We start from the raw sequence: 26,701 nt of genomic DNA on the forward strand, positions 1-26,701 counted from the left end.
TTAAAACCCAGCTGGCGCGCGGAACCTCATCGAAATACCGCCTTCGGGGTTCTTCAGCCGCAATTCCTCGGAATGCAGCATCAGCCGCGGGAAATCCCGCGCGGCACCATCGGCATAAAACGGATCGCCCAGAATCGGGTGCCCCAGCGCAAGCATATGTACACGCAGCTGATGCGAACGTCCGGTTTTGGGAAACAGGCGCACCCGTGTTGTTTCGTCATCATGTTTTACGACACGCCAGTCGGTGACAGCGGGTTTTCCTGTCTCGTGGCAAACCATCTGGCGCGGACGGTTGGGCCAGTCGACGATCAGCGGCAGATCGACGGTTCCCGTTTTTTGTTCGACACGCCCCCAAACGCGCGCGACATAGGTCTTGCGAGTCTGTCTGTTTTCGAATTGCAACCCTAGATGCCGCTGCGCGTGCGGCGTCTGGGCAAATACCATCACACCGGATGTATCCCGATCCAACCGATGCACCAACAGTGCCTGCGGAAACGCAGCCTGCACGCGGGACAGCAGGCAATCGGCCAGATGCGCCCCCCGCCCGGGCACTGACAAAAGGCCCGCGGGCTTGTTCACCACGATCAATTGCGTGTCTTCAAACAGCACATCCAGCGGCGTTTTGGGAGGATCATAGGTTTCGCTCATGCGGGCCTGCGTATCTCAGCCCGCCACTTCCCGCAACGTCGTCCTTGCCTGAACGAGACGGTTCAGCAACTCTTTCACCAACCTGAAGGATGAACGCATGCACCCGACGATCAAAAGAATGCAAGACGTTGTCGCAAAGGGCGATGAAAGTCTGATCCATGAACTGTTGGCAGAAGATGTGCGGTTTTCGCCACCTACCTATTACAGCACATGGACAGGGCGCGAACCAGTTGCAGCCGTCCTGGGTCATGTGGGCCAGGTATTCTCAGATTTTCGGTATCGCCGGATTATGGGCGACGGCAACGATTGGGCATTGGAGTTTCAATGCAAAGTCGGCGAGCTGGACGCGGTTGGCGTCGATCTGATCACTCTGAGCCAAGATGGGTTGATTCAGGAGTTCGAGGTCGTCATGCGCCCCTACAAAACTGTGGGCGCTTTGCGCGAAGCTATGATGGCGCGGGTCATGAAAGATGTCCGCTTTCTCAAGTACAAAGACGCGCTGAGCTGACGATGCTTTCGTCGATCGGTGCAGATCAGATTCTGCGGGTTCCACTGCTGCCCATACTCGCCTTTCAGGGGCTTGTAGTTCGGCGCAACGCGCAGTTCCTGCCGGAACCAACTGGCCCCCGCGAAGGGCGCGAGGGACGCGGGCCGCGCCTTCGGCTGCTGATCGCCGGAGACAGCTCGGCCGCCGGGGTCGGCGCTGGTACGCAAAGGCAAGCACTGTCGGGGCAATTGGTCAGTCGGTTGGCAATGCATCACACAGTTGAATGGCGGCTGGAAGCGACCACCGGACATACCACGCAAGATACGATCAATCGGCTACAAGAATTGCACGAGCCATTTGACGTGGTTGTGACCGCACTTGGCGTGAATGACGTAACTCGTGCCGTGCACAAGCAACGTTTCGAGACACAGCAAAGACAGTTGCTGACTTTGCTGACCGGCCAGATGCGGGCGCAAAAGGTGATTGTAACGGCAGTGCCTCAGATGGCTCGGTTCCCGGCGCTGCCACAACCCCTGGCCTGGGTTCTGGGGCAGCAGGCCGCCCGGCTGGATCGGGGTCTGCAAAACGCCGTCGCGGGTTTCCCGCAGGCAACGCATCTTGCTTTGGATCTACCGGATGACCCGGCTCTTGCCGCCATGGACGGGTACCATCCGAGCCCCAAAACCTATGCAATCTGGGCTGAAGAACTCACCCGGATCATAAATCAGGCCTGAGTGCGCATTTGCCGGATCATTGGAACCGAGTATACAACCAAAGCGGCCCAGATCAGCGGGAATGCGATCATTCTTGCCGGATCAATCTGTTCCCCGAACAGCGTGATCGCGGTGATAAAGATCATCGTAGGTGCAATGTACTGCAGGATACCCATTGTGGACAGACGCACCAGCTTGGCGCCGTTGGCATAAACCAGCAGCGGCACTGCGGTTACGATACCCGCCCCCGCAAGCAATAAGGTATCAGATGCAACCACGCCAAGATGTCCGGTCCCATTTGCACCCAGCCACGTGACATAGGCCAAAGCCGGAATCAGCAGGATTAATACTTCCAGCAAGAAACCCTGATTTGGCCCGATCGGAAGGGAGCGCTTGAAAAACGCATAAAAGCCCCAACTCAGCATTAGTCCCAATGCGGCCCACGGCAGGGTTCCGGCTTGAAAAACCAGCACCAGCACACCCAGCGCAGCCAATCCAATTGCCACCAATTGCGTCCGGTTCAAAGGCTCGCGCAGCAGTATCGCGCCCAGCGCAATACTGAACAGTGGATTGATGTAATACCCCAACGCCGCATCCAGAGCATGCCCTGAGGAAATCGCCCAAACATAAATCGCCCAGTTCACCGAGATCAGCGCTGCCGTCAGCGCTGCCATGCCCAGCATCTTCGGATTGCGTAACGCGGCTTTCAAATCCCCGGTGCGCCCGAGTGCAATCAACAACAATCCGGCGACCGGCACCGACCAGATAACCCGGTGGGCGACGACCTCAACCGGGCCGATATGCGCGATCGCCTTCATGTAAAGCGGCAGAAATCCCCATAAGACATAGGCCGTCACAGCCAGCGCCAGCCCTTTGGGCGTGTCTGTGTTGTTGGGCGATACGGGGGTGTCTGCCACGGCGGGTCTCCGACTGATACCGTATTTCTCTACGGCAAATCAGACAGGCTTGGGAACCATCAAATCTGTGAAGCGGGCTATCAAGAATTCTGATATGTCGCGGCAGACTGCGCCAGCCTGCAGAAACGAGCCGGGGCGCCACAGCGCCCCGTCAATTTGGTCACGCTTTGACGCGCTCGGACTTCGGATCATACATCGGTTTCAGCGATGCCTCAGCTTTCACCTTCACGCCGCAAACATCGATCTCGTAGGTCGAAGACAGCACATCAGCGGCTTTTTCACCTTCACAGGGCACATAGCCCAAACCAAGGGCGCCACCCAACGTGTGACCATAATTGCCCGAGCTGAGATACCCCACATATTCGCCATCGCGTACGATCGGCTCGTTGTGGAACAACAATGGCTCAGCGTCGGTCAGTTTGAACTGAACCAGACGGTTCTTGGGGCCACTTTCCTTGCGTGCGATCACCGCCTCGCGCCCGATGAAATCGCCGCCCTTATCAACTTTGACAGCAAACCCCAGGCCTGCGTCGATCACATGATCTTCGCTCGTAATGTCGTGTCCAAAATGGCGGAATCCTTTTTCGATCCTGCAGCTGTCCATCATGTGCATACCGCAAAGCTTAAGGCCCATGTCCTGACCAGCCTCGTGCAGAGTTTCGAAAACATGGCCAGCCATATCGGAGGAAACATAGATCTCCCAACCAAGCTCACCCACATAGGTCACACGATGCACACGGGCGAGGCCCATCCCAATCTCGATTTCCTGCGCCGTGCCGAACGGGTTGGTGGCATTCGAGAAATCGTTGGGCGAGACCTTCTGAAGCAGTGCCCGGGCATTCGGGCCCATGACCGCAAGCACGCCTTCGCCCGCAGTGACATCAGTGATGACCACGTTGAGATCGCCCGCATGGCGCTGCATCCAAGTCTGGTCGGCCAGTCGCGTTGCGGCCGGCGTGACGACCAGATAAACGGTTTCGGTCAGGCGGGTGACGGTCACATCCGCCTCAACCCCGCCTCTGGAATTCAGGAACTGGGTATAGACGATTTTACCCACCGGGACAGACATATCGGCACCGCAGACATGGTTCAGCAGGTGTTGTGCATCCGGCCCTTCGACGCGCAACTTTCCGAAGGAGGACATGTCATACATGCCCACATTTTCACGTACGGCGCGGTGTTCTGCAGCCGAATTCTCAAACCAATTCTGACGCTTCCATGTGTACTGATACTCGCGCGGCTGGCCCTCGTTTGCGAACCAATTGGCGCGCTCCCAGCCTGCCGTTTCGCCAAATACGGCCCCCAACTTTTCCAGTTGCTGATGGAACGGAGTTCTCCGCACGCCACGGGCGGTGGCTTTCTGGCGATAGGGGAAATGGTCCGCATAGAGCAGGCCCAGCGTTTCCTTTGAGCGTTCAAACAAATAGTGTTTGTTGCCCTGAAACGGCTGCATCCGGCTGATGTCGACCCCGCCCAGATCAAAGGGTTTCTCGCCGGTTTCCATCCACTCGGCCAGCGCTTTGCCCGCGCCCCCGGCAGACTGAATGCCGATCGAGTTGAAACCCGCCGCCACAAAATAGTTGCGCAGCTCGGGCGCTTCGCCCAGATGATAGGCGTCGTCAGGGGTGAAACTTTCAGGGCCGTTGAAGAATGTGTGGATGCCTGTCTCGGCAAGCATCGGCATCCGGTTTACAGCCATTTCGAGGATCGGCTCAAAATGGTCGAAATCCTCGGGCAGCTGATCAAAGCAAAAATCCTCGGAAATGCCGTTCATGCCCCAGGGCTTGGCCTTCGGCTCAAAACATCCCAGCAGGATCTTTCCCGCGTCTTCCTTGAAATAGGCGCATTCGTCGGGAACCCGCAGCACCGGCAATTCGGTCAGTTCGGGGATCGCTTCTGTCACGATGTAGAAATGTTCGCAGGCGTGCAGCGGCACGTTGACGCCCGCCATACGCCCTACCTCATGCCCCCACATACCGGCGCAATTGACGACATATTCAGCGTCGATATGGCCAGTATCGCCCCCAGAAGCCCAATCGACACCGGTAACACGGCCATTGGCCCGGCTGATCCCGGTCACCTTCACCTGTTCGCGAATGGTCGCGCCCATCATGCGCGCGCCCTTGGCCAGTGCCAGCGCCACATTGGCCGGATCACCCTGCCCGTCATTGGGCAGATAAACGGCTCCAACCACATCACCAATGTTGAGGTGGGGGTACATCTTCTTAGCAGTTTCGGGAGAGATTTCCTCGACATCCACATCAAAGGCCCGGGCCATGGCGGCAGAGCGGTACAGTTCTTCTTTACGCTCATGCGTAAGCGCCACCGAAATCGAGCCATTGGCCTTGATGCCGGTGGAGATGCCGGTTTCGGCCTCGAGCTTTTGATAGAGGTCAGTGGTGTATTTTGCCAGCTTGGTCATGGTGGATGAAGCGCGCAGCTGACCGATCAGGCCCGCCGCGTGCCAGGTGGTACCACAAGTCAGTTGCTTGCGTTCAAGCAAGATGATGTCCTTCCAGCCTTGTTTGGCCAGATGATAAGCCACTGAACAACCGATGACACCGCCGCCGATGATGACCACTCGGGCCGTGGTGGGAAGATCAACCATCCTGAATTCTCCGTTGCCTCAGGTTTTCTGCAGGCTGACATGAAACATCGACAATAAAAGCATCAAAAACGTCATCTCGATTGCAAAAATCACCGATATTCGACACCTCTTTTTTGGCGTCGCAAAACAAATGGCGTAATGCCAAAAAAGCTTTTGTAAACGGATGAGAACCCGTTCGGGAAACCACAAACCAACCCGATTTCCCGCACGCTCATCGTCGTGTTCAAAAGCAGGTTGTTGGCTTTTGCCAATCGCATTTCACGGTAGAACCCATTCGGCGTGGTTCCAAAAATCGCCCTGAACTTACGTTCAAGCGACCGGTTCGAGACGTGCAACATCTCAACGATCTGATTAATAGGCAAAGGTTCCTCGATATTCGCCTGCATCAACTTGATACACTGATCCAGCTTCTCATCACCTGTTGCTGTTGTACGGGCACCCGAAAAGGGTTGCATGGATGAGAAATCCCGGATGCTCTCATGCAGCATGATATCGGCAACCGTCATCTTGGCAGCACCCGAGATGTGCCGCCCAATCACCGCCAGCGCAACATCTGTCGTAGCCTCCATTCCTGCGCAGGTCACTACCGGGCCCTGTTCAGTAGCGATCGAAAGCTTGGCCTCAAAACGTGCGCCCCGTTCGCGTAAGAAAGATGCGTTTTCCCAATGAGTTGCCAGGTGGTTCGCGCCGTTTTCATCGATATATCGGCTGGCGGCTTCCGCCAGTAAAAACACCTGTGCACCTCGATACGTATAGTCCGACACGACACGCCCCAAAGAAAGCTCTGGCTGATCTGGGTCAGAGTTTCCGATCACAAACAGATAGTCCGCATTGGGTTGCGACACGACCGCTTCGGTTGTCACGGTTGCGCCACTGCTGCTTTCAATCGGTCCTCCTTTTCGTGACCGATACGCGAATGAGAACGGAGGATGCGCGCACACCCGATTGGCCAGGCGCAATACCTCAACCAGTGAGGCCAGCTCCAGCAATACAAAGCCGGGTGCGACCAGAATATCAAAGTGGTGCTGGGCTCGATCTTGCTGCGGTTCAGGCTTGGTCCGGACCGGCATGAGGTGCCCTCAAACGATTGTGTGCCCGGCCGAACGCAAACTGTCAGCAAGGGCTTTGATGTGGTCCGGTCCGACTTCGCAGCAGCCCCCGACGATTGTCGCCCCCTGCGCCACCCAGCCCATGGCATGCAGTGCATAGGCATCGGGACCCAGATCATGGCGACTTTCCAACGCGTCAACCGTTGGCGCATCCTGCAAGAAGTCGTCTGTGATGCCTGTGAAACCATTCGCGTAAGCGCCGAACGGGCAACCAAGCTTTTCTATGACCTCCAGCGCCGCTGGGATCGCTTCGGGGCGTGCGCAGTTGATCAGAACTGCTTGGGGGGCGAAGCGTGCCACCAGCGGGGCAATGTCTTCCAACGCTTCACCCGAGCGTAGCCGCGTGCCGTCTTCATCCAGAACCGAAAGGGCCAGCCAGACGGGTTTGCCACTATTCGCTGTTCCGCGCAGCGCACCTTCGGCTTCCAGAATCGAGGACACGGTTTCGATCAGAAACAGATCAACCCGGTCCGCCATCATCTCGGCAAGATCGGCAAATTGTCTGGCCGCATCATCTGGGTCGGGGTTCAGGTCGGGCCGATAACTGGCCAATAACGGGCCAAGTGCACCCGCAATTCGCCCACCGGCACTGCGTCGTGCCTGTTCAGCCCGTGACAGCGCCGTGTCGACCAGGATGGACATCTGATCTTCGATCCCCGCGCGCACCAGACGCGAGCGGTGAATGGCATAGGTATTCGTCGTGGCAATCGTTGCACCGCTGCGGAAATAGGCGGCGTGCACTTCAGCCAGCAAGTCAGGCTTGTCGATCATGACGCGCGTTGACCACAGCGGCGTTGGCCTATCACCACTGCGTTTCACCAGCTCTTGTCCAATTGAGCCATCCAATAAAGTAACGTCAGCCATTCACTTTACGACCTCCAAAGATTGGTTGGTGCATCCATGGATCGTAATGTCGTGTAAATAGACGTCCCGCAAGCCTGCACTCGCGATGCGTCCGGCAATTTATTACCAGAAAGCGCAAAAAACTTCCCGCCATTAAACGTCTCTGGCCTGCCGTGGCAGGCCAGATATACGCCTTGTTTCTGCGGGGTCATTCGCATGCCCTTCCTGGTGCAGTCAGGCCCTTAGCCGTTCGTTCGCAGGATCCCAAAGCGGTTGATCCTCCTGCACAACGGCGCGGCATTTCCGGCCATAGATTTCAACCTCAAGCTCAGTTCCCGGCACCGCCAGATCGGCGCGCACCATGCCCAGCGCGACCGATGCACCGATACGGTATCCCCACGCGCCCGAGGTGGTCTCACCCACAATCTCATCCCCGCTCCGGATACAGGACATGTAAGGCGCATCGACCTCGCCTGCGTCCACGATCAGAGTGACGAAGGCCTTTTTAACACCTTGCTGCTTTTCATTCTGAATGGCAGCTTTACCGGTGAAATCTTGCGGCTTGTCGAGCTTGACAAAGCGCTCCAGCCCCCCTTCGAGCAACGAGTAATCCGTGCTCAGATCGCCCTTCCATGCGCGATAGCCTTTCTCGATCCGTAACGAGTTCAGCGCGTACATGCCAAAGGGTTTGGCCCCAGCTGCCAGTACGGCATCGTAAATGGCAGGCATCGCGTCATTTTGGGCATGTATCTCCCAGCCCAGCTCACCCGCGAAGGATACGCGGATCAGAAAAGCTTCTTGGCCGGCGACTGTGGCAAACTGATGCGTCAGCCATCCCTGCTGCAAGTCCGCATCTGTGATGCCCGACAACACAGTCCGTGACATTGGCCCGGTGACAATCAGAGTGTCACGCTCGGTTGTGGTTTCGCGAACGGTCACGCCCTCGGGCACCGAATTTCGGATCAACTCGCCATCATGCCATTGCGCCGTTGCGGCGGTGATCAGGACAAAGTTGTTCTCAGCCAGACGGATACAGGACAGCTCGGTCAGAATGCGCCCTCTCTCATCCGAGACATAGATCAGGTTCATACGCCCGGCTTTGGGAATGCCTCCGGTACAGAAACCGCGCAGCCAATCATCGGCGCCGTCGCCCTGTATCCAGAACCGCGAGAAGCCCGGCAGGTCCAGTACGCCGCAGCGGTCACGCACGGCTTCGCATTCTTCTTTGACCCGTTGTTCCCATGGGCCAGAGCGTCCCCAAGTATGGGTTGCCTCAAGGGACGTATCATCACCGGGTTGCGCGAACCAGTTTGCGCGCTCCCAGCCGTTATAGGCCCCCATGACACCACCCAGTGCCTTGACCTTTTCATGGACCGGGGACGTTTTCTTGTTTCGCGCTGCAGGCCATTCATGATGAGGGAAATGCATGGCGTATTCGTTGCCATAGACCTCCATCCCCTTCTGATTGCAGTAATCCTGATCGGTGTAGTCGGTATAGCGACGCGGATCGACCGCCCACATGTCCCATTCGGTGTGACCATCGACGATCCATTCCGCCAGCACCTTGCCTGCACCACCACCCTGCGCGATGCCGAAGGTGAATGTGTGCGCCTCAAAGGCATTTTTCACCCCCGGCATCGGCCCGATCAGTGGCAGCCCATCCGGCGCGTATGGAATGGGACCGTTGATTACGCGGCCAACACCCGAGGTCGCCATCAGCGGCACGCGCTCCATCGCGTCCATCATGATATCTTCGATACGGTCCAAATCGTCATTCCACAGCTGGAACGAAAAATCTTCGGGCATCGGATCGTCTTCTGTCATCCAGTGGCCCTTGCAGTTGGGCTCGTATGGGCCGAGGTTGAAGCCGTTCTTCTCCTGCCGTAGATAATACGAGATATCGACATCGCGCAGCAGTGGCAGCTTCTTGCCACCATTTTCTTTCGACCACGCTTCGACCTCAGGAACTTCGTCAGTCAGCAAATACTGATGGCTCATGACCATTGCCGGAACGGTGCGGCCGCCGAAAGGTTTGAACCAGTCACCCACGCGTTGGGCATAGTACCCGGCGGCATTGACCACATAGTCACAGGCGATATCACCCTTTTCGGTATGCACCGTCCAAGTGCCGTCATCATGCTGGGTTACATTGGTTGCCGGGCAAAATCGGATGATCTTCTGCCCCATATCACGCGCGCCCTTAGCCAATGCCTGCGTCAGCTGCGCAGGATCAATGTCCCCGTCTGTCGGATCGTATAGCACGCCCTCAAGATCATGGGTTTCAAGGAAAGGATAGCGCTCTTTGGCTTCTTCTGGGGCCCACATCTCCATCGGGATGCCCTGATATCGACCCATGGACATGGCATGTTCAAATTCCTGCATCCGTTCCTTGCTGTGTGCCAAACGGATCGAACCCGAAACGTGGTAGTTCATCGGATAATCAACTTCATCGGCAAGTCGCGAATACAGCTCGGTCGAGTAGCGCTGCATATTCATGATCGCCCATGAATTCGAAAAGGTCGGCACGTTCCCTGCCGCGTGCCATGTCGACCCGGCAGTCAGCTCGTTCTTTTCCAGCAAAACGCAATCGGTCCAGCCCTTCTTGGCCAGATGATAAAGGGATGAACAGCCGACTACGCCGCCGCCTATGATGACCACGCGGGCCTTGGTTGGAAAATCATTCATGCGCTTGGTTCCCTGTTAGTATGCCCGCTGAGGCAGATCGTCCTGGATGTCGTAATAGTCGCCCTTGTCGGCGACAAATATGTGTTGGGCGAGTTTCAGCCCGGTCGGCTCATCCAAAGAGCCAACTGAAACCGCTATCGTGTCCTCATCATTATGCTGCCAGAAAAGGAACGAGCCACAAGCACTGCAAAATCCGCGCTTGGCGATGTCAGAGGCCCGGTACCAACTTAGCATCTCGCTTGAAGTAAAACTCAGATTGTCCTGATGCGTGACGGTCGAGGCCCACAGGTGACCCGACTGTTTGCGACATTGGCCGCAATGGCATGCATTTGGTGGCGTGAGGTCTCCGTCAATTGCATAAGCGACCGCGCCGCAAAGGCAGGAACCAGTGTGCATGTCTTTATCCTCTCGCTGAAGGCGTTGAGCTGGCGCCCAACAAAACGCCATAGATGATGAAACATGTCGCCATCACGCGACGCACCCAAATATTGAACACCGCCCCCAGCGCGGCTTTCCCCATCACCGCACCCAGCAGGGTAAACCCGGTATAGCTGAGCGTCGTGATGACCAGCGCTGTGGGCATGATCACCGTCATCTGCTGCCAGATCAGCACATCTGGCTGCACGAACTGTGAAAACGCAGCAAGATATCCGGCGACGCTTTTTGGATTGATCGTGGCAACGGCCAGCGCGTGAAAGTAGACATGTCGCGCAGGGCGTTCTGATGCCGGGGCTGGTTTCGCCGCATTCATCCAGCCACGAACGCCCAACCAGATCAGGAACCCCGCCCCGATCAGCTTTGCGACAAAGAACCCCGTTGGCGATGCGGCAATCAATGCCGTGATACCAACTACCGAGAGGATCAGAAACGCGCTTGCCTGCGTCAGAATAGCCAGCACACCGAGCATCGCCTTGGAGAGCGGCAGGCTCATTCCGTTTGAGATGCAATTGACCGCATTCGGTCCCGGAGTGGTCACGAAAACCAACCAGAACAGAGCGAATATGGTCCAGGCCTCGAAACTCATCAGTACACCGGCGGGGCGATGACCCAAATGGCCACTGCAGGCTCTTCAAACGGGTTGGCCCATTTGTAAGGTTCATGCTTGATCCGGAAGCTGTCACCGGGACCAACCTGAAAGCGACGCGCCCCAATCGTCAGTTCCAGGCGGCCCGACACCATATACCCAACTTCTTGCGTTGGTCGGTTTGCCGGGGTCTGCATCTGCGAGTGCGGCTCAAACGTGGAATGCACCATTTCGAAATCATCAGTCAGGTCAGGTGAAAGCAGTTCTTCGATCAGCCCCTCCTCGCCGGACCCCATTGGCCGACGTGATCCGGCGCGCACAACATACCCCTGCTCATCCGCTGGGGCTGCGGAATGGGCAAACAGCATCGACATCGGCACGCCCAAACATTCGGCGATTAGGCGCAGGTCTGAAATCGAAGGTTCGGACATATCTCTTTCGACCTGGCTGAGCCACCCGACGGACCGATCCAACCGATTGGCGATCTCGGTCAACGTCAGCCCGCGCGCCTTGCGAAGCGCGCGCAGGTCGGCACCGAGCGATGCGCTGTGAGGGGCCTGAGAGTTCAATTTTGCGCTCCGAGTCGATATGAAAATTATCCTTCATTTTTCACGGTGCCTCGAATCAATGAAATTTCCAAGCGTTTTTTCACTTGGTCCTGCAGTTCAGGTTGGCTATGCACGATCCATGTGGATTGCTGTGATGTATCTTTGGGCCATCAACACCCTGACTTTGCTCGCCTTTGGCTGGGACAAGCTGCGTGCACGCCGCAGAAAGCGACGTGTGCCCGAGCGGCGATTGTTGTGGTTGGCGGCGCTGGGTGGCAGCCTGGCTGCGCAGCTAGGGCGCTGGATATTCGAACATAAGGCGCGCAAGCGCAGTTTCTCGGCTTGGCTTTATGCGATCACTGCGTTTCAGGTCGGGCTTTGCTATTTGATTATCTCCAGCGATCTGGGGGCGCTGTTGCGATAGGTGCAAGACCTTTAGTTCGCAAATACATCCGTGAGGATGAAGCCCAGCGCGGTTGCATCATCCTTGGTAAACGCATCAGGCTGATCGCTGTCGATGTCAAAAACCGCGATAACGTCTCCGCGTGCGTTGCGTACCGGCAAAACCAGTTCAGAGCGGGTGGACGACGCACAGGCGATATGGCCGGGGAACGCCTCGACATCTGGAATCAGCTGCACTTGCCCCGTCCGGGCAGCCGCGCCGCACACCCCCCGTTCAAACGGAATCATGAGGCAGCCATGCCCACCCTGATAGGGCCCGATTTTCAATACTTCGGGTTCGGTCACGCGGTAAAACCCTGTCCAATCGAAACGGTCATCGGAATGATGCACTTCGCACGCAACCGTGGCCATCAGCGCAACCTCATCCGTTTCGCCTTCGGTCAGGGCAGCGATGGTTTTGGCAAGTGTGTCGTAATCGGCTGTCATGATGATTGACCTTGCATTCGGTGGGTCAGGGGCGCTGCCCCTCTTGAACCTGTGGTTCAATTCACCCTCGGAGTATTTGCAAAAAGATAAGGCGTCAAATGCGTTCTATCGCGATGGCCGTACCTTCTCCACCGCCGATGCAGATTGCTGCGACACCACGCTTGAGGTTTCGTTTTTCCAGCGCGTTCAACAGTGTGACCATGATGCGGGCACCAGAGGCGCCGATCGGATGGCCGAGGGCGCAGGCCCCGCCATTTACGTTCACGATGTCGCGGGACAAACCCATTTCATGCATGAAAGCCATAGGCACAACTGCAAAGGCTTCGTTCACCTCCCACAGATCGACATCTTCTTTCTTCCAGCCGATACGCTCCAACAGTTTCTGTGCGGCCGGAACAGGGGCAGTTGTGAACAGTCCGGGCGCCTGCGCGTGGCTAGCATGACCGAGAATTCGCGCGCGCACGGTCAGGTTCAACGCTTGGGCGGCTTCCGCTGATGCAAGGACCAACGCGGCGGCCCCATCCGAGATCGAGGACGAATTGGCCGCTGTGACCGTACCGTCCTTACGAAAGGCTGGTTTCAGTGTGGGTATCTTATCGGGCCGTGCCGATTTCGGCTGCTCATCTGCGCCTAAAACGACCTCGCCCTTACGAGACTGAATCGTGATCGGGGCAATTTCTTGATCAAAGGCGCTATTTTCTTGCGCGGACAGGGCATTTGAAAGGGATCGCAGCGCGTATTCGTCCTGAGCCTCACGCGTGAACTGGTAGGCTTCCGCACAATCTTCGGCGAAGGTTCCCATGAGACGGCCTTTGTCATAGGCGTCCTCGAGCCCGTCCAGAAACATATGGTCAACCACCTGCCCGTGACCGATCCGGGCGCCGCCGCGCATTTTGGGCAGCAGGTAGGGCGCATTGGTCATGCTCTCCATACCACCGGCGACCATAGTCTGGGCATGACCCAGCGCGATCTGATCAAACGCAATCATTGCGGCCTTCATGCCAGAACCGCACATTTTGTTCAGCGTTGTGGCGGGCACGTCGTCTGCCAAACCGGCCGCAAATCCAGCCTGCCGCGCAGGGGCCTGGCCCTGACCTGCTGGCAGGACGCAGCCCATCAGCACCTCATCAACAGTCTCAGTACCCGCACCTTCCAGCGCTGCGCGGATTGCAGCCCCACCCAAATCGGCAGCGGAGACGCCGTCGAACATTCCCTGAAAGCCGCCCATCGGCGTACGCGCGGCCCCTGCTATCACAACCTCGGTCATTCGGAATCTCCCTCTGCTTTCGTGTCCATGGATACCGAATGGTAAGAATTACCGTCTAGCGTATTTCTACGATCAAATTGCTATGCGAAGGGCGGTTGAACATGGGGCTTAGCAGCGACATGACCGGCGAAACACAGATCATATCCGTTCATTGCGACCGAATTGATGCCGCGTTGGCGATTCAATTCAAAGAAGACATGCGCGCAGAAACTCGAACCGATGCGAAACGGGTCGTACTGGATTTGTCGACTGTTGAGTTCATCGACTCAAGCGGTTTGGGGGCCATTGTCGCTGCGATGAAACAATTGGAAGACGGGCGCAGGCTGGATCTGGCCGGGCTGCGCCCGATTGTCGAAAAGGTATTCCGCCTGACGCGTATGGACACCGTATTCAGGTTATTCGCATCGCTGGATGAAGCGATTGGCGCAGGCGCAGACTAAACACCGGCAGGAGTGGATTGGCGTGGGTTCCAATTGCAAACATGACTGCCTGGACGTGAGTTTTCCCGCAACACAGGCCCAAGCCAGTGTCGGGATAGCGACACTAAGCGCACGGTTGGCTGCACACGGCTTGCCAGAGAGCAAAGCAGACGATGTCAAAATTGCACTGGCTGAAGCGATCAACAACGTGGTTGAGCACGCCTATGCGGGAACCGCCCCCGCCGACATTCAGATTGACTGTTCTCTCTGCGAGAAAAAACTGGTGATTCAGATCTCGGATACCGGCAGCCCCATGCCGGGATTGCGTGTGCCGAGCGGCCTATTGGCATCTGTCGATACAGCCCTGCAGGATCTTCCCGAGGGTGGCTTTGGATGGCACCTAATTCACCAGCTTACCAGTGACATACAGTACGAACGCAGGGGCGGTGGCAATCTGCTTTGCCTACGATTCGACTTTGATGAGATGCCCTGACAGGCACCAAATGGCCACAATAACGCCCAGATCGAACCATTGTCGCGCCGCAAACAAACATCATAACCAAGGGGTAGCTCAGATAGCTTCCCTCGGCGCCTAACGTCACAGCCCCCACCCAGTGAACGGCGCCGAGGATCTCCTCCCCCCGGATATCAATGGACAATTTCCCGCCGCGGCTTAGTCTCTGCATGTTTGCAGAAGGAAAGACTCATGCGCGATTTTCACAAGGCTGGCCGCTCGGAAGTTTTTGCGACCGAAGGGATGTGCGCAACGTCTCATCCATTGGCCGCCAAAGTGGCGTTGGACATTTTGCAACGCGGCGGCAATGCGATGGATGCCGCCATCGCAGGAGCGGTTCTTCTAGGGATTTGCGAGCCGCAGATGACCGGATTAGGCGGCGATTGCTTCGTTCTGTATAATCGCGCTGGCGAAAACAGGGTGCGCGCGCTGAATGGTTCAGGTCGTGCCCCAGCAGCTGCCAATGCGCAAGAATTGCGCGAACGCGGGCTTAGTGCCATTCCCCTGACCAGCCCCGATTCTGTGACTGTCCCTGGCGCGGTGGAAGCGTTTTGCCGTCTGGCACAAACCGAAGGACGGCTGGGGCTGGACGCGATTTTGCAACCAGCGATACATTACGCTGAGGTCGGCGTACCGGTTTCTCCGCGCGTGGCGTTTGATTGGAAAAACGGCGCCGCTACGCTGCAAGGCGCTGCGCGTGATCACTATCTGATCGATGGTAAGCCTCCGCAAACTGGTCAAGTATTTCGCGCACCAGCCCAAGCAGAGGTTCTGCGCCGCGTGGCACAGCACGGGCATGAGGCGTTTTATACCGGCGAGATTGCCGAAGACATGCTTGCGGCTTTGTCCAATCTCGGAGGCGTGCATACGGCACCTGATTTCCAGGCGGTACAAAGCGATGAGACATTACCCGTCAGCGGGGATTACGGTGGTGTCGAATTGTTCGAACACCCCCCAAACGGTCAGGGCGCAACTGCGATCCTATTGTTGAATATTCTAAAGCATTTCGATCTGGCCGCACTTGATCCGTTGGGCGCCGAGCGTGCGCATATCGAGGCCGAGGCCAGCAAACTGGCTTATGACGCGCGCAACCGCTTCATAGCCGACCCCAACCACAGTACCCGCATGGCGCATTTCCTTGCGCCAGAGACCGCAGCAAATCTGGCTGCGCTTATCGATCCACAGTGTGCCATGCCCACCGCGGCCCCGCTGACCGAATCCGTTCACAAAGATACCGTCTACATCACCGTGGTTGACCGGGACCGCATGGCCGTTTCGCTGATCTACTCAATCTACCATGGTTTCGGCTCGGGCATTGCTTCAGAGAAGTTCGGAATATTGCTGCAGAACCGAGGGGCTGGCTTTAATCTCGAACCTGGCCATCCGAATGAGCTGGCAGGCGGAAAGCGTCCGATGCACACCATCATTCCCGGTCTGTTGCGTGACAATGGCCGGATTGCGATGCCCTTTGGCGTCATGGGTGGTGCCTATCAACCGACCGGCCATGCCCGGTTTGTATCCAACATGACGGATTTCGGGATGGAGCTGCAGCAGGCCATGGACATCCCGCGCGCGTTTGCGGATGGCGGTGTCTTAAAACTGGAGCGCGGCTATTCCGACCCAATCAAACAACAATTATCCGATATGGGGCACATCATTGAGATTCCGGAAACACCCCTTGGGGGGGCGCAAGCCATTCGAATCTGCAAAACAGGCGTCTTGATAGGGGCAAGTGACCCGCGCAAGGACGGCTGTGCCCTTGGATACTAAAATCTTGCGATAGAGTTACGTAAATCAGTTAAACTGAAAATGTAGCGGGTAAGATCCGTCCTGAAACGGGCCGAACATATTGGGGATGTCGGGGTGATCAACGGGCTCACCCGATTGGTCCTCGATTAGATTTTGTTCTGAAACATAAGCCACATAGAAGGATTGGTCGTTCTCAGCCAGCAGGTGATAGAACGGTTGATCTTTCAGAGGGCGGCTATCTTCGGGAATTGCTTCATACCATTCTTCAGAATTCGAAAATTCCGGATCGACATCAAAAATCACCCCTCGAAAAGGGTGTCTTTTATGTCGAACCACCTGTCCCAGGCGGTACTTGGCTTGTGTCTTTAACATTGTTTCGGCCCCCAAAGAGGTTACTACCTCTTTTCGGGCGGAAAAGCCAATCATTGAGTGGAAATTCGGGGAAACAGTCTGTGCACCTAATACTGACAGTGTTTGAAATCGTGGCCCCTGTGTTCCTTCTGGCGGGGATCGGATTTGCATGGGTAAAGCTTGGGTTTGAGTATCGGTTGCAATTTGTCACGCGCCTTGCGGTGACGCTTGCCGTGCCCAGCCTGATCTTCGTCGCACTGATGCAAACCAACATTTCAGGAGGCGATCTGACTCGGTTCACCCTTGCTGCAATCGCCGCTCATGTCGCACTTGCTGCCGTATTTTGGACCTTCGTACGCCTCACCGGGATGGAGCAGCGCACCTATCTTGCGCCGCTCATTTTTGGCAATACAGGCAATCTGGGTCTGCCGTTGTGCATATTCGCCTTTGGTCAGACCGGATTGGGCTATGCGGTGATTTTTCTGGCAGTGACCGCCCTGTTCTCGTTCACTTATGGCATCTATCTGGTCGCCGGGCGTGGTGCCTTTGGCAAGGTACTGCGGGAACCCATGGTCTGGGCCACGTTGCTGGGGGCTTTGTTCCTTTGGCGCGGGTGGGAAACACCTGTGTTTCTGACCAACACGCTGGAATTGCTGGGTCAAATGGCAATTCCGATGATGCTGATCACATTAGGCGTAGCAATCGCACGGCTGACAACACAGAAGCTGCGACAGGCGATATGGCTTTCCATATTGAAACTCGCCTTTTGCTTTGGACTCGGCTGGATTCTTGCCGTCGGTTTCGGGTTGGGAGCAGTGGCAACCGGAGTATTGGTTTTGCAAATCTGCACCCCGGTCGCTGTGACGTCATACCTGCTGGCAGAACGGTTTGATGCCGATTCCGACGCTGTTGCGGGCATGGTCATGGTCTCAACCATATTGTCTGTCGCCGCAATACCGATAATTCTTGCTATTATTCTGTAGCGATTGTGATTTCCTAAAAGCTCAATCTGCGCTAGAATAAAGAAAAAGGCACGAGGCACATGAGCAGAATTCTTTTCGTACTCTTCGGGGTGCTGCTTTTGGCATCCTGTGGCGGTGGGTCGAAACAGCCGCCGAGCAGACTGAATGACGCGTGCAGCATTGCGCGCGAAAAACCCGATTATATCAAAGCCTTCAAAAGCACCGAGCGCAAATGGGGCGTCCCCGTGCACGTTCAGATGGCCACGATTTATCAGGAAAGCCGATATCGGCACGACGCGCGTACACCGCACAAATACGTGCTGGGCGTCATTCCGATGGGTCGTCAAAGCAGTGCCTATGGTTATGGTCAGGCACTCGATGGCACGTGGGAGCAATATCAGCGCGAAACCGGCAAACGCCGCGCCAAGCGGGATCGCATCCGCGATGCCTCGGATTTTATCGGCTGGTACATGAACAAAAGCTACGAGCGGAACGGCATCCATCCCAGCGACACGCGCAACCAGTATCTGGCCTATCACGAAGGTCACACGGGTTTTGCGCGCGGCAGCTATAACAGCAAATCATGGTTGCTGAACGTCGCCAGTGATGTCGACGCCCGCGCGCAGCTATATCAGGCGCAGCTGGCCAATTGCCGCTAAGCCTGTCGGGTCAGCGATCGCCTGACCCGATTCTGGTTCTACTGGAAAACACGCTTGAATCGAGGTTACCACCCTCGGTCAGTGGCCCTAGCAGTACGGTTGTCTGACCGCCCGCATTGTCGTGTATCACCCATTTGCGCAGCTCTACCGGTTCAGAGGTGAACATCAGCTCGATCCGCCCGCTTTCCGGGTTCTTCGGGTCCTGCGCCGTAACAACCGTAGCGGTGCCATCAAAATCATGTCCGACGACCATGTTGGCCTGTCCAAGATTGACGTTACGGGCCAGGACCAGTGAAAGCGGTGTTCGCTTTAGCGGGTACTGCTCGGGCGGCTGGTTTGATTTGGGATCGAAAATCTGAACCGTCCCTGCCCGCGCCAGAACCACGGCGTTGTTAGGCGGATCATATTCAAACCGCATCTTACCTGGGCGCTGCAACCACAACTTCCCGGTACTTAGCGAACCATCATCATTCACCTGCGTGAACGTGGTCTGAACCGTCTTCAACTGGTTCAGATAGTTGGAGATCTGCGACAGTGGCAACTTATCCGCGGCCCAAGCGGCGGGCGCAGCCAGTGTCAGAGCAAGGGCAAAAGCAATCTGTTTCATGAGACCCAGATAAGCGCTTTGCCCTTGTTATTAAATATCCTACTGCTCAGGAACGAGGATTTCACGTTTGCCCACATGATTTGCCCCGGAAACAACGCCTTCGTCCTCCATCTGCTCAACAAGTCGCGCAGCCTTGTTGTAGCCAATGGCAAGTTTCCGCTGAATGTAGGATGTCGAGCATTTGCGATCCTTGATCACAATCGCCACCGCCTGATCATAGAGCGCGTCTTCACCATTGGTGTTGCCACCTGTGTTCAAACCCAAAACCGCATCGATATTGTCGGCCTTGTCCTCGGCTGGGCCTTCCAGAACGGTACCTACATAAGCTGGCGGGCCGAACTGTTTCAGGTGGTTGACGATTTCTTCGACCTCTTCGTCCGAGACAAAGGGCCCGTGGCAACGGGTGATCTTGGCGCCGCCTGCCATATAGAGCATATCGCCCTGCCCCAGCAGTTGCTCGGCACCCATTTCGCCAAGAATGGTTCGGCTGTCGACTTTCGAAGTTACCTGGAACGAAATCCGGGTTGGGAAGTTCGCCTTGATTGTGCCGGTGATCACATCGACCGAAGGGCGCTGCGTCGCCATGATCAGGTGAATCCCCGAGGCCCGTGCCATTTGTGCCAGACGCTGAATGCAGGCCTCGATCTCTTTACCGGCGACCATCATCAGGTCGGCCATCTCATCGACGATAACGACGATATAGGGCATCGCTTCGGGCGCGAATTCCTCGGTCTCGAACATCGGTTCACCGGTTTCATCATCAAACCCGGTTTGGACCGTACGGCTGAACAGCTCGCCCTTGGCCAGCGCATCCTTCACGCGACCATTGTAACCCGCGATGTTTCGCACACCCATTTTGGACATCTTGCGATAACGGTCCTCCATCTCGCCCACGACCCATTTCAAGGCCACAACCGCCTTTTTCGGGTCGGTCACAACCGGAGACAACAGATGCGGGATGCCATCATAAACAGACAGTTCCAGCATCTTGGGGTCGATCATGATCAGGCGGCATTCATCTGGCGTCAGCTTATACAGCAACGACAGAATCATCGTGTTGATTGCCACCGACTTACCGGAACCGGTGGTCCCCGCGATCAGCAGGTGAGGCATCTTTGCCAGGTTGGCCACCACGGATTCACCACCGATATCCTTGCCCAATGCAAGCGGCAGCGCCTGATTGCCGTCGCCGAAATCTCGGCTGGAAAGGATTTCTCGCAGCACCACCATCTCGCGGTTTTCGTTGGGCAGCTCGATGCCGATCACCGAACGTCCCGGCAAGGTCGAAACACGCGCAGAAAGCGCTGACATAGACCTTGCGATATCGTCTGCCAGACCAATAACTCGGCTGGCCTTAAGACCCGGAGCGGGTTCGAGTTCGTACATGGTGACGACGGGACCGGGGCGAACGCTGACGATCTCACCCTTTACGCCGTAATCATCCAACACGTTTTCGAGCATCCGGGCATTTTCTTCCAACGCCTCATCACTCAGATGATGGCGCTGAATGCTGGCCGGGTTAGACAACAGGCTCAACGGCGGCAGTTCAAAATCGGAATGCTGTTCTTCGAACGAAAGCGTCGGTTGTGCCTCGGCCTGCGCCCTGCGCGACGGCGGAGGTGTGCGGCGAACCGGCTGGGCCACCACGGGCTTGCGCGGCTCAGCAACCGGAATCTTGACCCCCTGTAACTGTTGTGGCGCAGGCTCGGCTGCGTTCTCGAACACCGCGTCGTCATCATAGTCCGGCTCAGGGATATAATCGGGCTGCGCCAGCAACGAAGCGTTCGAACCTGCTGTCAATTGGGGTTCGGGAGGAAGACCCGCCGACGTTACCGGGGGCTCGGGCGGCAAGTCATCAATCGCGCCCGATTCCAGTATCAGCGGATCGGGACCCCTGCCCCGCCCTTTGGTCAATGGCAGGTTTGGATCAGGTTCGGGCGTCAACTCGCCAGCTGCTACCTTACGACTGCGCACGGCGGCAGAGATTTTGGACCGGATACGGTCCTCTTTGGGCATGTCATAGTAACCTTCGACCGCGACAGGATCGACCAGCTCTGGCTCAGGCATCGGATCGGGACGACGGATCAGCGAGGGCATCCGCGCCAGAAGACCCATTTTCTGCACTGGCTCCTCCAACTCGGGCTCTTCGAAAATCGGATCGGCATAGGCGAGATCATCCTCAAACTCTGCCTGCACGGGCATGGCGCGTTCGGCACGGTGTTCAGCCCATTGTGCCTTCCGGTCCCGCGCAGCCCGCGCCGTGGCAGAGGCCCCCCGGCCCAACGCGTTCATCAACAGGTCATAGGCCATAACAAGACCCAGCAGGAAGGCGCGAAATCCTGTGCGCACGTCCGCTTTGGTAAAGCCCAGCACAAATACACCCATCGCCAGCATCCCGACCGCCATGGCCAGCGACATCAGCTTGACCAGAAAATGCGAAGAGATCGGTAGCAGCGTCAGCAATGCACCAATCACGGTGTCGCCAAACAGACCACCCAGCCCATAGCTATGCGTCGCACGCCATTCGGCCCCCGGCACCAGCGTTGCGGCGTAGACCGCCAGAACGGCGATCCAGATCGGTGCAAAAATCAGACGGGCAATAGCACGATCTTCGCCCAAATGGCCCGCAAACCGCACGCCCCATGTCGTCAACACAAGAGCAATGCCCAGGCTGCCCCAGCCCACAATCATGAACAGCGGCGCAGCGATCGAGGCCCCCACACGCCCCATCCAGTTCTGCACCGGCGCGTCGGTCGAAACCATCCAGTTTGGATCCTCCGGCGAATACGACCAGATCATTGCAGCGGCGGCCAAGCCCAGCAAAATCAGGGCAATCCCGATAAGCTCTTTGCTTCGCCGTTCGATGGCGGCCTGCGTAGTGCTGTCTAACAGCGGGTCGCGGTTGCGCGCGTTATAAGATGCCATTTTGCCCTCGTACCTCACGAATAGATGCAGTCGCGGAGCTTGATCAGCCCGCGCTTCATCTCTGTTTTTGGGGCCACCATGGCGACCCGAATAAATTGCTCGCCCGGGTTTTGTCCCGGATCACCTTGAGAAAGGTATGCGCCCGGCAGAACCCGAACACCGGTCTCTTGCCAAAGCTTCAATGCTGTTTCTTCACCGTTCTCGACCGGCAGCCACAGGAAAAAGCCCGCCTCGGGTGGCATATAGCCCTGCAGGCCTGCAAATACCTCGTCCGCGATGGCGTATTTTTCCTGATACAGCGCACGATTTTCCTGCACATGCGCCTCGTCTGCCCAGACCTTTGCTGCAGCAGCCTGCAACGGGGCGGGAAGTGGCGCCCCCGCGTAGCTGCGCAACAGCTTGACCCGTTTGATCGTTTCAGGCCCACCCGCGATCAGCCCTGACCGCAACCCGGCCAGATTTGAGCGCTTGGACAGAGAGTTGAACAGCGTGACCCGCTCGGGATCAGCACCCAGTTCCTGCGCAACGGTCAGTGCACCAACCGGGGCTGCGTCGCGGTAAATCTCAGAGTAGCATTCATCTGCAAAGATGCGGAAATCGTATTTCTCGGCCAATTGGATCAGCTCAGCCCAGTATTCACGCGACGCTACCGCGCCCTGAGGGTTTGCCGGTGAACAGATATAAGCCACAGCCGTGCGGTTCAGCACTTCTTCGGGCAGGCCTGCATAGTCCGGCAAATGGCCCGTTGCTGCGGTCGCGGGTACAAAATACGGCTGCGCACCAACCGAGATCGAAGCGACCATATAGACCTGATAAAACGGATTCGGACACAGGATGATCGGCTGCTGTCCGTTCTTCTGCTCGGGACACAGTGCCATGGCGGCGTTATACAGCCCCTCTCGGGTGCCATTCAGGGCCATTACGTTGGCATCTGCGTCCATCGAGACGCCATAGCGGCGGTTGACCCAATCGGTGATCGCCGTACGCAACGCAGGCGAACCTTCATTGGGGGGGTAGCTTCGAAATCCGGCGGCGTTTTCCATGATTACATCGGTCACCCACGCCGGAAAATCGTGCTTGGGCTCGCCAATGGTCATATGAACTATATCGCCACCCGGCTGATGATGATCCAACAGGGCGCGCAGACGCGGGAATGCATATTCCGGTAGGTTCGAAAACCGCTCGGGGAAATTCATAATACTGCCTCAACATCGGGGTCATTTTTTGCCCCGTTTTTTGGCAGATTACAGATCAGGCTGCCCGCCGTCCAGACAAAGAGGTTCCGAATCAGGGGATTGTGGCATTCAGGTCAATGCGGTTTCCGCCGCTGAACCCAGCCGCAGCAACGCCTCTTCCGACCCCGGATAGCCCAGCATCATCAACCCGCAACCGGGTGTTCCCGTGGGTAGGGTCAACGCCGCCAACCCCATCAGATTGCCAATCCGCGTATTACGTAAGGCCAACAGATTCTCGGTGACATAATAGTCATGATCATTCATCAACCGATCCAGATTTGGCGGCAAGATCGGCGCCGTCGGTGCGAGTACGGCGTCAAACCCCGCGGTTGCCGCGTCCCAGGCCTGACGACAGGCGGTCAGCGTTGACCAAGCAGCCACATAATCGGGGCCGGAATACGCCTTGCCCATACGGAACCGTTCCAGAATTTCGGGATACATCGCCTCGGGGTTCGCCTCGATCACGTCGCGCCAAAGTCCATAGGCTTCGGCCGTATAAAGCACACCCGAAAGGCTCATGGCATCGTTCAGCTCGGGCACCTCAAGCGGGACGATATCGGCCCCGGCCTCTTTCAGACGTAATAGCGCTTCGTCATAGGCTTTGGCCGGTGCTTCGCGCAGATCATCCTTGGCCACGTTCTGCAGGTCCGCAAAACGGCGACCTTTCAAGGAGGCTCCGCGCAGGTCAGCCGGAATATTGCCTTCGAGCGCGGCAAGCATATGCGCGGCGTCCTCGACAGACCGGGCCAGAGGTCCAACCGTATCAAATTTCAGGCAAAGCGGCACAATGCCTTCAAGACTGATGCGCCCCGCCGTTGTTTTCAGCCCAACCAGATCGTTCCAGGCCGAAGGTATCCGCACAGAGCCACCCGTATCCGAACCAATACCAGCGGCTGCCAACCCCCAAGCGACCGAGGCCCCCGCCCCCGAGGATGAGCCGCCCGGCACCGCGTCTTCGTCATTCACACAGGGCGGTGTGGCAGTAACCGGGTTGAGACCCAGCCCCGAGAAGGCCAGTTCGCTCATATGAGTTTTGCCCAGACAGACCGTCCCCATGGCGGTGGCATTTCGCAAGACCTGTGCATCCGCCTCGGGTACGCGACCTTTCAGCAGGGCCGAACCGGCCTCGGTTCCAACACCCGCTGTGTCAAACAGGTCTTTCCAGCTGATCGGAACCCCATCCAGCAACGACCGACGCAGGCCAAGTTTGGCGCGTTCTTGCGCGGCGCGGGCTTCGGCGCGGGCGCGATCATGAGTGACACGGGCATAGATGCGATCGCGGTGTGGGTGGGCATCAATCGCGTTCAGATAGGTTTCGGTCAGCTCAACCGGATCGATCTGCCCCATTCCGATTCCACGGCCCAAATCACATGCCGTCATGGTCAGCCAGTCTTGCATCCCATCCCTCCCGAGTATCTCTTTGTGCGGACGGTAGCGACAGGACCGCACATGGACAATCCCGAAAGGGCGCGCATATTGCAGCACATGGAACACAGATCCGACATCTTGATCGTTGGCGGCGGCCTGAACGGACCCGCCCTTGCGCTGGCGCTGGCTCAGACCGGGCATTCAGTCACCGTTATTGATGCACTTGCCGAAAAGGTGCGCAAGAACGCGGCCTTTGACGGGCGCGCCTATGCGTTGGCGCTGGCTTCGCAACGTCTGCTTGACGCGATTGGCATATGGGAGAAGGTTGAAGAACACGCCCAGCCGATGCTTGAGATCAAGGTCACGGACGGCCATGCGGGTGCAGGTCCATCCCCATTCTTCATGCATTTCGATCATGCCGAGATCGAAGAAGGTCCGATGGGTTATATGGTCGAAGACCGCCACCTGCGGCGCGCATTTCTAGAGGTCATGGCCGAACAAGACGGGATCACCGAAATCAGCGGCAAAACAGTCGTGTCGCAGCACATCTCGGCACTCGGGGCCACTCTGACATTGGACGATGGGTCAACCCTGTCCGGCAGCCTTCTGGTCGGTTGTGACGGCCGCCGCAGCGGTACCGCCACGCGCGCAGGGATCAAGCGAACCGGCTGGAACTATGGCCAGACCGCTCTGGTTTGTGCCATCGAACACGAACTTCCCCATCACGGCATCGCCCATCAGTTCTTTATGCCGCCTGGCCCGCTGGCGATTCTGCCGCTGACCGGCAACCGCAGCTCAATCGTGTGGAGCGAACGTACCGAGACGGCGGAACAAATCAACACACTGCCCGAGGCAGAATATCTGCAGGTTCTGCGACCCCGTTTCGGCGATTTTCTTGGTGATATCCGCCTGCAAGGCGACCGATTCACCTATCCGCTGAACCTGACGATCGCCAATTCCTTCATCTCGGACCGGCTGGCCCTGGTCGGAGATGCCGCCCACGGTATGCACCCGATCGCCGGACAAGGCCTGAATGCTGGCTTGCGCGATGTGGGCGCCCTGGCCGAGGTTCTGACCCTTGCAGGTCGACGTGGCGAGGATATCAGCTCATCCCTTGTGCTGGAGCGATATCAGGAGTGGCGCCGCTTTGACACCGCCTCGCTTGCGATGGCGACGGATGTGTTCAACAAGCTGTTTTCAAACGACAATCCCCTGCTTCGGTTTGGTCGGGATATCGGTATGGGCATCGTCGGATCCCTGCCCGGCCTGCGCCGGGGCTTTGTACGCGAAGCGGCGGGTTTGACCGGCGACCTGCCCAAATTGCTACAAGGACGCCCGATTTAGTCTATCTCGCGCGCCTCATCCACCAACATCACCGGGATGCCGTTGCGGATAGGGAAGGCCAAACTAGCAGCTTTAGACACCAGCTCTTGCCGCTCGGCGTCATAATGCAGCGTCGTATGGGTCTGCGGGCAAATCAGCGCCTCAAGCATGTGGCGGTCAAAGACGTGTTCAGAGTTGCTCATTGCAGTTTTTCCTCATTCGATCCGCCGCGCATGGCGAATTCAATCAATGTCACCAAGGTTTCGCGCCGGGTGCGCAGGCAGGGGGCTTCAAGCAAGGCCTGCTTTTCCTCGGGGTCGAATTCCAGCATCATAGACAGGGAATTGACCAGAAGCTCATCATCGGCATCTTTCATCGTATCCCAATCAGTCGACAACTGACGGGATGAGAAGAACCGCTCCAGCAATCGTAGGAACCGGGTGCGGTTAAACCCGTCATCCACCTCGGCCTTGCCCAGATCACGGTCAAAACCGTCCCATGTCACCGAGGCACGCCGATACGGGGTGAAACTGTCCAACTCGGCCCTGACCCGGAACCGGGATATCCCGGTCAGTGTTATCATATAGCGACCATCTTCAGTCTCAGAAAACTGCGTGATACGGCCGGCGCATCCGATCTGATGCAGACGGGTCTCATCCCCCTGACAGGTGTTCGGCTGCACCATCCCGATCAGACGCTCAGACGTTTTCAGCGCGTCATCCAACATCTGTAGATAACGCGGCTCGAATATATGCAGCGGCAAGCGCGAACGGGGCAGCAGCAGCGCTCCGGGCAGAGGAAACACGGATACCGTTTCCGGCAGATCAGCAGGATGCATCATGTAGACGAGTG

General features: G+C 57.3%; 27 protein-coding genes. 9 read left to right on the forward strand and 18 right to left on the reverse strand.

Annotation, left to right across the window (positions count from 1 at the left end):
* Positions 1–648: an RluA family pseudouridine synthase gene (locus Q1B46_RS12100; RefSeq protein ID WP_299948268.1), complete on the reverse strand. Its 648-nt coding sequence runs from the start codon at positions 646–648 to the stop codon at positions 1–3.
* Between the two features lie 97 nt (positions 649–745).
* Between Q1B46_RS12100 and Q1B46_RS12105 the strand changes: the two genes are divergently transcribed.
* Together Q1B46_RS12105 and Q1B46_RS12110 are read left to right on the forward strand one after the other, a co-directional pair.
* Positions 746–1,156 (forward strand): nuclear transport factor 2 family protein, encoded by a 411-nt coding sequence (locus tag Q1B46_RS12105; protein ID WP_299948270.1) that lies wholly within the window; start codon positions 746–748, stop codon positions 1,154–1,156.
* A 2-nt stretch (positions 1,157–1,158) separates the two neighbouring features.
* Positions 1,159–1,869, forward strand: a complete 711-nt coding sequence (locus Q1B46_RS12110) for an SGNH/GDSL hydrolase family protein (RefSeq protein ID WP_299948272.1) — start codon at positions 1,159–1,161, stop codon at positions 1,867–1,869.
* Here the strand turns inward: Q1B46_RS12110 and rarD are convergent.
* The 8 genes from rarD to Q1B46_RS12150 form a co-directional block, all read right to left on the reverse strand.
* The gene (rarD, locus tag Q1B46_RS12115) at positions 1,860–2,765 is read right to left on the reverse strand and encodes an EamA family transporter RarD (RefSeq protein WP_299948274.1); all 906 of its coding nucleotides are present in this window, start codon (positions 2,763–2,765) and stop codon (positions 1,860–1,862) included. The genes Q1B46_RS12110 and rarD overlap by 10 nt on opposite strands.
* Positions 2,766–2,925: 160 nt before the next feature.
* Complete coding sequence (locus Q1B46_RS12120) at positions 2,926–5,373, reverse strand: FAD-dependent oxidoreductase (RefSeq protein WP_299948276.1); 2,448 nt, start codon at positions 5,371–5,373, stop codon at positions 2,926–2,928.
* Positions 5,374–5,462: 89 nt separating this feature from the next.
* Positions 5,463–6,443 (reverse strand): helix-turn-helix domain-containing protein, encoded by a 981-nt coding sequence (locus Q1B46_RS12125; protein WP_299948278.1) that lies wholly within the window; start codon positions 6,441–6,443, stop codon positions 5,463–5,465.
* 9 nt (positions 6,444–6,452) lie between these two features.
* Positions 6,453–7,346 (reverse strand): homocysteine S-methyltransferase family protein, encoded by an 894-nt coding sequence (locus Q1B46_RS12130; RefSeq protein ID WP_299948280.1) that lies wholly within the window; start codon positions 7,344–7,346, stop codon positions 6,453–6,455.
* A 213-nt stretch (positions 7,347–7,559) separates the two neighbouring features.
* Positions 7,560–10,010: an FAD-dependent oxidoreductase gene (locus Q1B46_RS12135; protein ID WP_299948282.1), complete on the reverse strand. Its 2,451-nt coding sequence runs from the start codon at positions 10,008–10,010 to the stop codon at positions 7,560–7,562.
* A gap of 15 nt (positions 10,011–10,025) precedes the next feature.
* Positions 10,026–10,406 (reverse strand): GFA family protein, encoded by a 381-nt coding sequence (locus Q1B46_RS12140; protein ID WP_299948284.1) that lies wholly within the window; start codon positions 10,404–10,406, stop codon positions 10,026–10,028.
* Positions 10,407–10,410: 4 nt separating this feature from the next.
* On the reverse strand, positions 10,411–11,034 hold the full coding sequence (locus Q1B46_RS12145) for a LysE family transporter (RefSeq protein ID WP_299948286.1): 624 nt from the start codon (positions 11,032–11,034) through the stop codon (positions 10,411–10,413).
* On the reverse strand, positions 11,034–11,603 hold the full coding sequence (locus tag Q1B46_RS12150; RefSeq protein ID WP_299948288.1) for an XRE family transcriptional regulator: 570 nt from the start codon (positions 11,601–11,603) through the stop codon (positions 11,034–11,036). Before Q1B46_RS12150 ends, Q1B46_RS12145 begins: the two co-directional genes overlap by 1 nt.
* A 58-nt stretch (positions 11,604–11,661) precedes the next feature.
* On the opposite strand from Q1B46_RS12150, the gene Q1B46_RS12155 reads away from it, so the two are divergent.
* On the forward strand, positions 11,662–12,006 hold the full coding sequence (locus tag Q1B46_RS12155) for a DUF1294 domain-containing protein (RefSeq protein WP_299948290.1): 345 nt from the start codon (positions 11,662–11,664) through the stop codon (positions 12,004–12,006).
* An 11-nt stretch (positions 12,007–12,017) separates the two neighbouring features.
* Here the strand turns inward: Q1B46_RS12155 and Q1B46_RS12160 are convergent, their stop codons facing one another.
* Positions 12,018–12,470, reverse strand: coding sequence for a GAF domain-containing protein (locus tag Q1B46_RS12160; protein ID WP_299948292.1), 453 nt, complete (start codon positions 12,468–12,470; stop codon positions 12,018–12,020).
* A gap of 94 nt (positions 12,471–12,564) precedes the next feature.
* The gene (locus tag Q1B46_RS12165) at positions 12,565–13,737 is read right to left on the reverse strand and encodes an acetyl-CoA C-acyltransferase (protein WP_299948294.1); all 1,173 of its coding nucleotides are present in this window, start codon (positions 13,735–13,737) and stop codon (positions 12,565–12,567) included.
* Positions 13,738–13,838: 101 nt separating this feature from the next.
* Here Q1B46_RS12165 and Q1B46_RS12170 point away from each other — a divergent pair, with 101 nt between their 5' ends.
* From Q1B46_RS12170 to Q1B46_RS12180, 3 genes are all read left to right on the forward strand, one after another.
* A complete protein-coding gene (locus tag Q1B46_RS12170; RefSeq protein ID WP_299948296.1) occupies positions 13,839–14,177 on the forward strand; it encodes an STAS domain-containing protein in 339 nt (112 codons plus the stop codon).
* Positions 14,149–14,649, forward strand: coding sequence for an ATP-binding protein (locus tag Q1B46_RS12175; RefSeq protein WP_299948298.1), 501 nt, complete (start codon positions 14,149–14,151; stop codon positions 14,647–14,649). The genes Q1B46_RS12170 and Q1B46_RS12175 overlap by 29 nt, the downstream gene beginning before the upstream one ends.
* Before the next feature lie 213 nt (positions 14,650–14,862).
* Entirely contained in the window at positions 14,863–16,440 is a 1,578-nt protein-coding gene (locus Q1B46_RS12180; RefSeq protein ID WP_299948300.1) for a gamma-glutamyltransferase family protein, read from the forward strand.
* A 24-nt stretch (positions 16,441–16,464) separates the two neighbouring features.
* Here the strand turns inward: Q1B46_RS12180 and hspQ are convergent, their stop codons facing one another.
* Positions 16,465–16,791 (reverse strand): heat shock protein HspQ, encoded by a 327-nt coding sequence (gene hspQ / locus Q1B46_RS12185; RefSeq protein ID WP_299664454.1) that lies wholly within the window; start codon positions 16,789–16,791, stop codon positions 16,465–16,467.
* Positions 16,792–16,871: 80 nt separating this feature from the next.
* Between hspQ and Q1B46_RS12190 the strand changes: the two genes are divergently transcribed.
* Both Q1B46_RS12190 and Q1B46_RS12195 read left to right on the forward strand, forming a co-directional pair.
* On the forward strand, positions 16,872–17,753 hold the full coding sequence (locus tag Q1B46_RS12190; protein ID WP_299948302.1) for an AEC family transporter: 882 nt from the start codon (positions 16,872–16,874) through the stop codon (positions 17,751–17,753).
* Between the two features lie 59 nt (positions 17,754–17,812).
* Positions 17,813–18,391, forward strand: a complete 579-nt coding sequence (locus tag Q1B46_RS12195; RefSeq protein WP_299664293.1) for a lytic transglycosylase — start codon at positions 17,813–17,815, stop codon at positions 18,389–18,391.
* Positions 18,392–18,401: 10 nt separating this feature from the next.
* Here the strand turns inward: Q1B46_RS12195 and Q1B46_RS12200 are convergent, their stop codons facing one another.
* From Q1B46_RS12200 to Q1B46_RS12215, 4 genes are all read right to left on the reverse strand, one after another.
* Complete coding sequence (locus Q1B46_RS12200) at positions 18,402–18,998, reverse strand: outer membrane lipoprotein carrier protein LolA (RefSeq protein WP_299948305.1); 597 nt, start codon at positions 18,996–18,998, stop codon at positions 18,402–18,404.
* A 39-nt stretch (positions 18,999–19,037) separates the two neighbouring features.
* Positions 19,038–21,923 carry a DNA translocase FtsK gene (locus tag Q1B46_RS12205; RefSeq protein ID WP_299948310.1) on the reverse strand — a complete coding sequence of 962 codons (2,886 nt, stop codon included), beginning with the start codon at positions 21,921–21,923 and terminating at the stop codon, positions 19,038–19,040.
* Between the two features lie 14 nt (positions 21,924–21,937).
* Positions 21,938–23,119, reverse strand: a complete 1,182-nt coding sequence (locus Q1B46_RS12210; RefSeq protein WP_299948312.1) for an aminotransferase class I/II-fold pyridoxal phosphate-dependent enzyme — start codon at positions 23,117–23,119, stop codon at positions 21,938–21,940.
* Between the two features lie 108 nt (positions 23,120–23,227).
* Entirely contained in the window at positions 23,228–24,556 is a 1,329-nt protein-coding gene (locus tag Q1B46_RS12215; protein WP_299948314.1) for an amidase family protein, read from the reverse strand.
* Between the two features lie 51 nt (positions 24,557–24,607).
* On the opposite strand from Q1B46_RS12215, the gene Q1B46_RS12220 reads away from it, so the two are divergent.
* Complete coding sequence (locus tag Q1B46_RS12220) at positions 24,608–25,870, forward strand: FAD-dependent monooxygenase (RefSeq protein WP_299948317.1); 1,263 nt, start codon at positions 24,608–24,610, stop codon at positions 25,868–25,870.
* Here the strand turns inward: Q1B46_RS12220 and Q1B46_RS12225 are convergent.
* Positions 25,867–26,052, reverse strand: a complete 186-nt coding sequence (locus tag Q1B46_RS12225) for a Trm112 family protein (protein ID WP_299948318.1) — start codon at positions 26,050–26,052, stop codon at positions 25,867–25,869. The genes Q1B46_RS12220 and Q1B46_RS12225 overlap by 4 nt on opposite strands.
* Positions 26,049–26,690, reverse strand: coding sequence for an LON peptidase substrate-binding domain-containing protein (locus Q1B46_RS12230; RefSeq protein ID WP_299948320.1), 642 nt, complete (start codon positions 26,688–26,690; stop codon positions 26,049–26,051). Before Q1B46_RS12230 ends, Q1B46_RS12225 begins: the two co-directional genes overlap by 4 nt.
* Between the last annotated feature and the right edge of the window lie 11 nt (positions 26,691–26,701).

Source organism: uncultured Ruegeria sp., assembly GCF_947500045.1.
Classification (GTDB): domain Bacteria; phylum Pseudomonadota; class Alphaproteobacteria; order Rhodobacterales; family Rhodobacteraceae; genus Ruegeria.

Bases quoted from the DNA above. Each gene is read 5' to 3' on its own strand.
- Q1B46_RS12100 (WP_299948268.1), bottom strand. From the start codon at position 648: ATGAGCGAAACCTATGATCCTCCCAAAACGCCGCTGGATGTGCTGTTT.
- Q1B46_RS12105 (WP_299948270.1), top strand. From the start codon at position 746: ATGCACCCGACGATCAAAAGAATGCAAGACGTTGTCGCAAAGGGCGAT.
- Q1B46_RS12110 (WP_299948272.1), top strand. From the start codon at position 1,159: ATGCTTTCGTCGATCGGTGCAGATCAGATTCTGCGGGTTCCACTGCTG.
- Q1B46_RS12120 (WP_299948276.1), bottom strand. From the start codon at position 5,373: ATGGTTGATCTTCCCACCACGGCCCGAGTGGTCATCATCGGCGGCGGT.
- Q1B46_RS12125 (WP_299948278.1), bottom strand. From the start codon at position 6,443: ATGCCGGTCCGGACCAAGCCTGAACCGCAGCAAGATCGAGCCCAGCAC.
- Q1B46_RS12130 (WP_299948280.1), bottom strand. From the start codon at position 7,346: ATGGCTGACGTTACTTTATTGGATGGCTCAATTGGACAAGAGCTGGTG.
- Q1B46_RS12135 (WP_299948282.1), bottom strand. From the start codon at position 10,010: ATGAATGATTTTCCAACCAAGGCCCGCGTGGTCATCATAGGCGGCGGC.
- Q1B46_RS12140 (WP_299948284.1), bottom strand. From the start codon at position 10,406: ATGCACACTGGTTCCTGCCTTTGCGGCGCGGTCGCTTATGCAATTGAC.
- Q1B46_RS12145 (WP_299948286.1), bottom strand. From the start codon at position 11,034: ATGAGTTTCGAGGCCTGGACCATATTCGCTCTGTTCTGGTTGGTTTTC.
- Q1B46_RS12155 (WP_299948290.1), top strand. From the start codon at position 11,662: ATGAAATTTCCAAGCGTTTTTTCACTTGGTCCTGCAGTTCAGGTTGGC.
- Q1B46_RS12160 (WP_299948292.1), bottom strand. From the start codon at position 12,470: ATGACAGCCGATTACGACACACTTGCCAAAACCATCGCTGCCCTGACC.
- Q1B46_RS12165 (WP_299948294.1), bottom strand. From the start codon at position 13,737: ATGACCGAGGTTGTGATAGCAGGGGCCGCGCGTACGCCGATGGGCGGC.
- Q1B46_RS12170 (WP_299948296.1), top strand. From the start codon at position 13,839: ATGGGGCTTAGCAGCGACATGACCGGCGAAACACAGATCATATCCGTT.
- Q1B46_RS12175 (WP_299948298.1), top strand. From the start codon at position 14,149: ATGAAGCGATTGGCGCAGGCGCAGACTAAACACCGGCAGGAGTGGATT.
- Q1B46_RS12180 (WP_299948300.1), top strand. From the start codon at position 14,863: ATGCGCGATTTTCACAAGGCTGGCCGCTCGGAAGTTTTTGCGACCGAA.
- hspQ (WP_299664454.1), bottom strand. From the start codon at position 16,791: ATGTTAAAGACACAAGCCAAGTACCGCCTGGGACAGGTGGTTCGACAT.
- Q1B46_RS12195 (WP_299664293.1), top strand. From the start codon at position 17,813: ATGAGCAGAATTCTTTTCGTACTCTTCGGGGTGCTGCTTTTGGCATCC.
- Q1B46_RS12200 (WP_299948305.1), bottom strand. From the start codon at position 18,998: ATGAAACAGATTGCTTTTGCCCTTGCTCTGACACTGGCTGCGCCCGCC.
- Q1B46_RS12205 (WP_299948310.1), bottom strand. From the start codon at position 21,923: ATGGCATCTTATAACGCGCGCAACCGCGACCCGCTGTTAGACAGCACT.
- Q1B46_RS12210 (WP_299948312.1), bottom strand. From the start codon at position 23,119: ATGAATTTCCCCGAGCGGTTTTCGAACCTACCGGAATATGCATTCCCG.
- Q1B46_RS12215 (WP_299948314.1), bottom strand. From the start codon at position 24,556: ATGCAAGACTGGCTGACCATGACGGCATGTGATTTGGGCCGTGGAATC.
- Q1B46_RS12220 (WP_299948317.1), top strand. From the start codon at position 24,608: ATGGACAATCCCGAAAGGGCGCGCATATTGCAGCACATGGAACACAGA.
- Q1B46_RS12225 (WP_299948318.1), bottom strand. From the start codon at position 26,052: ATGAGCAACTCTGAACACGTCTTTGACCGCCACATGCTTGAGGCGCTG.
- Q1B46_RS12230 (WP_299948320.1), bottom strand. From the start codon at position 26,690: ATGATGCATCCTGCTGATCTGCCGGAAACGGTATCCGTGTTTCCTCTG.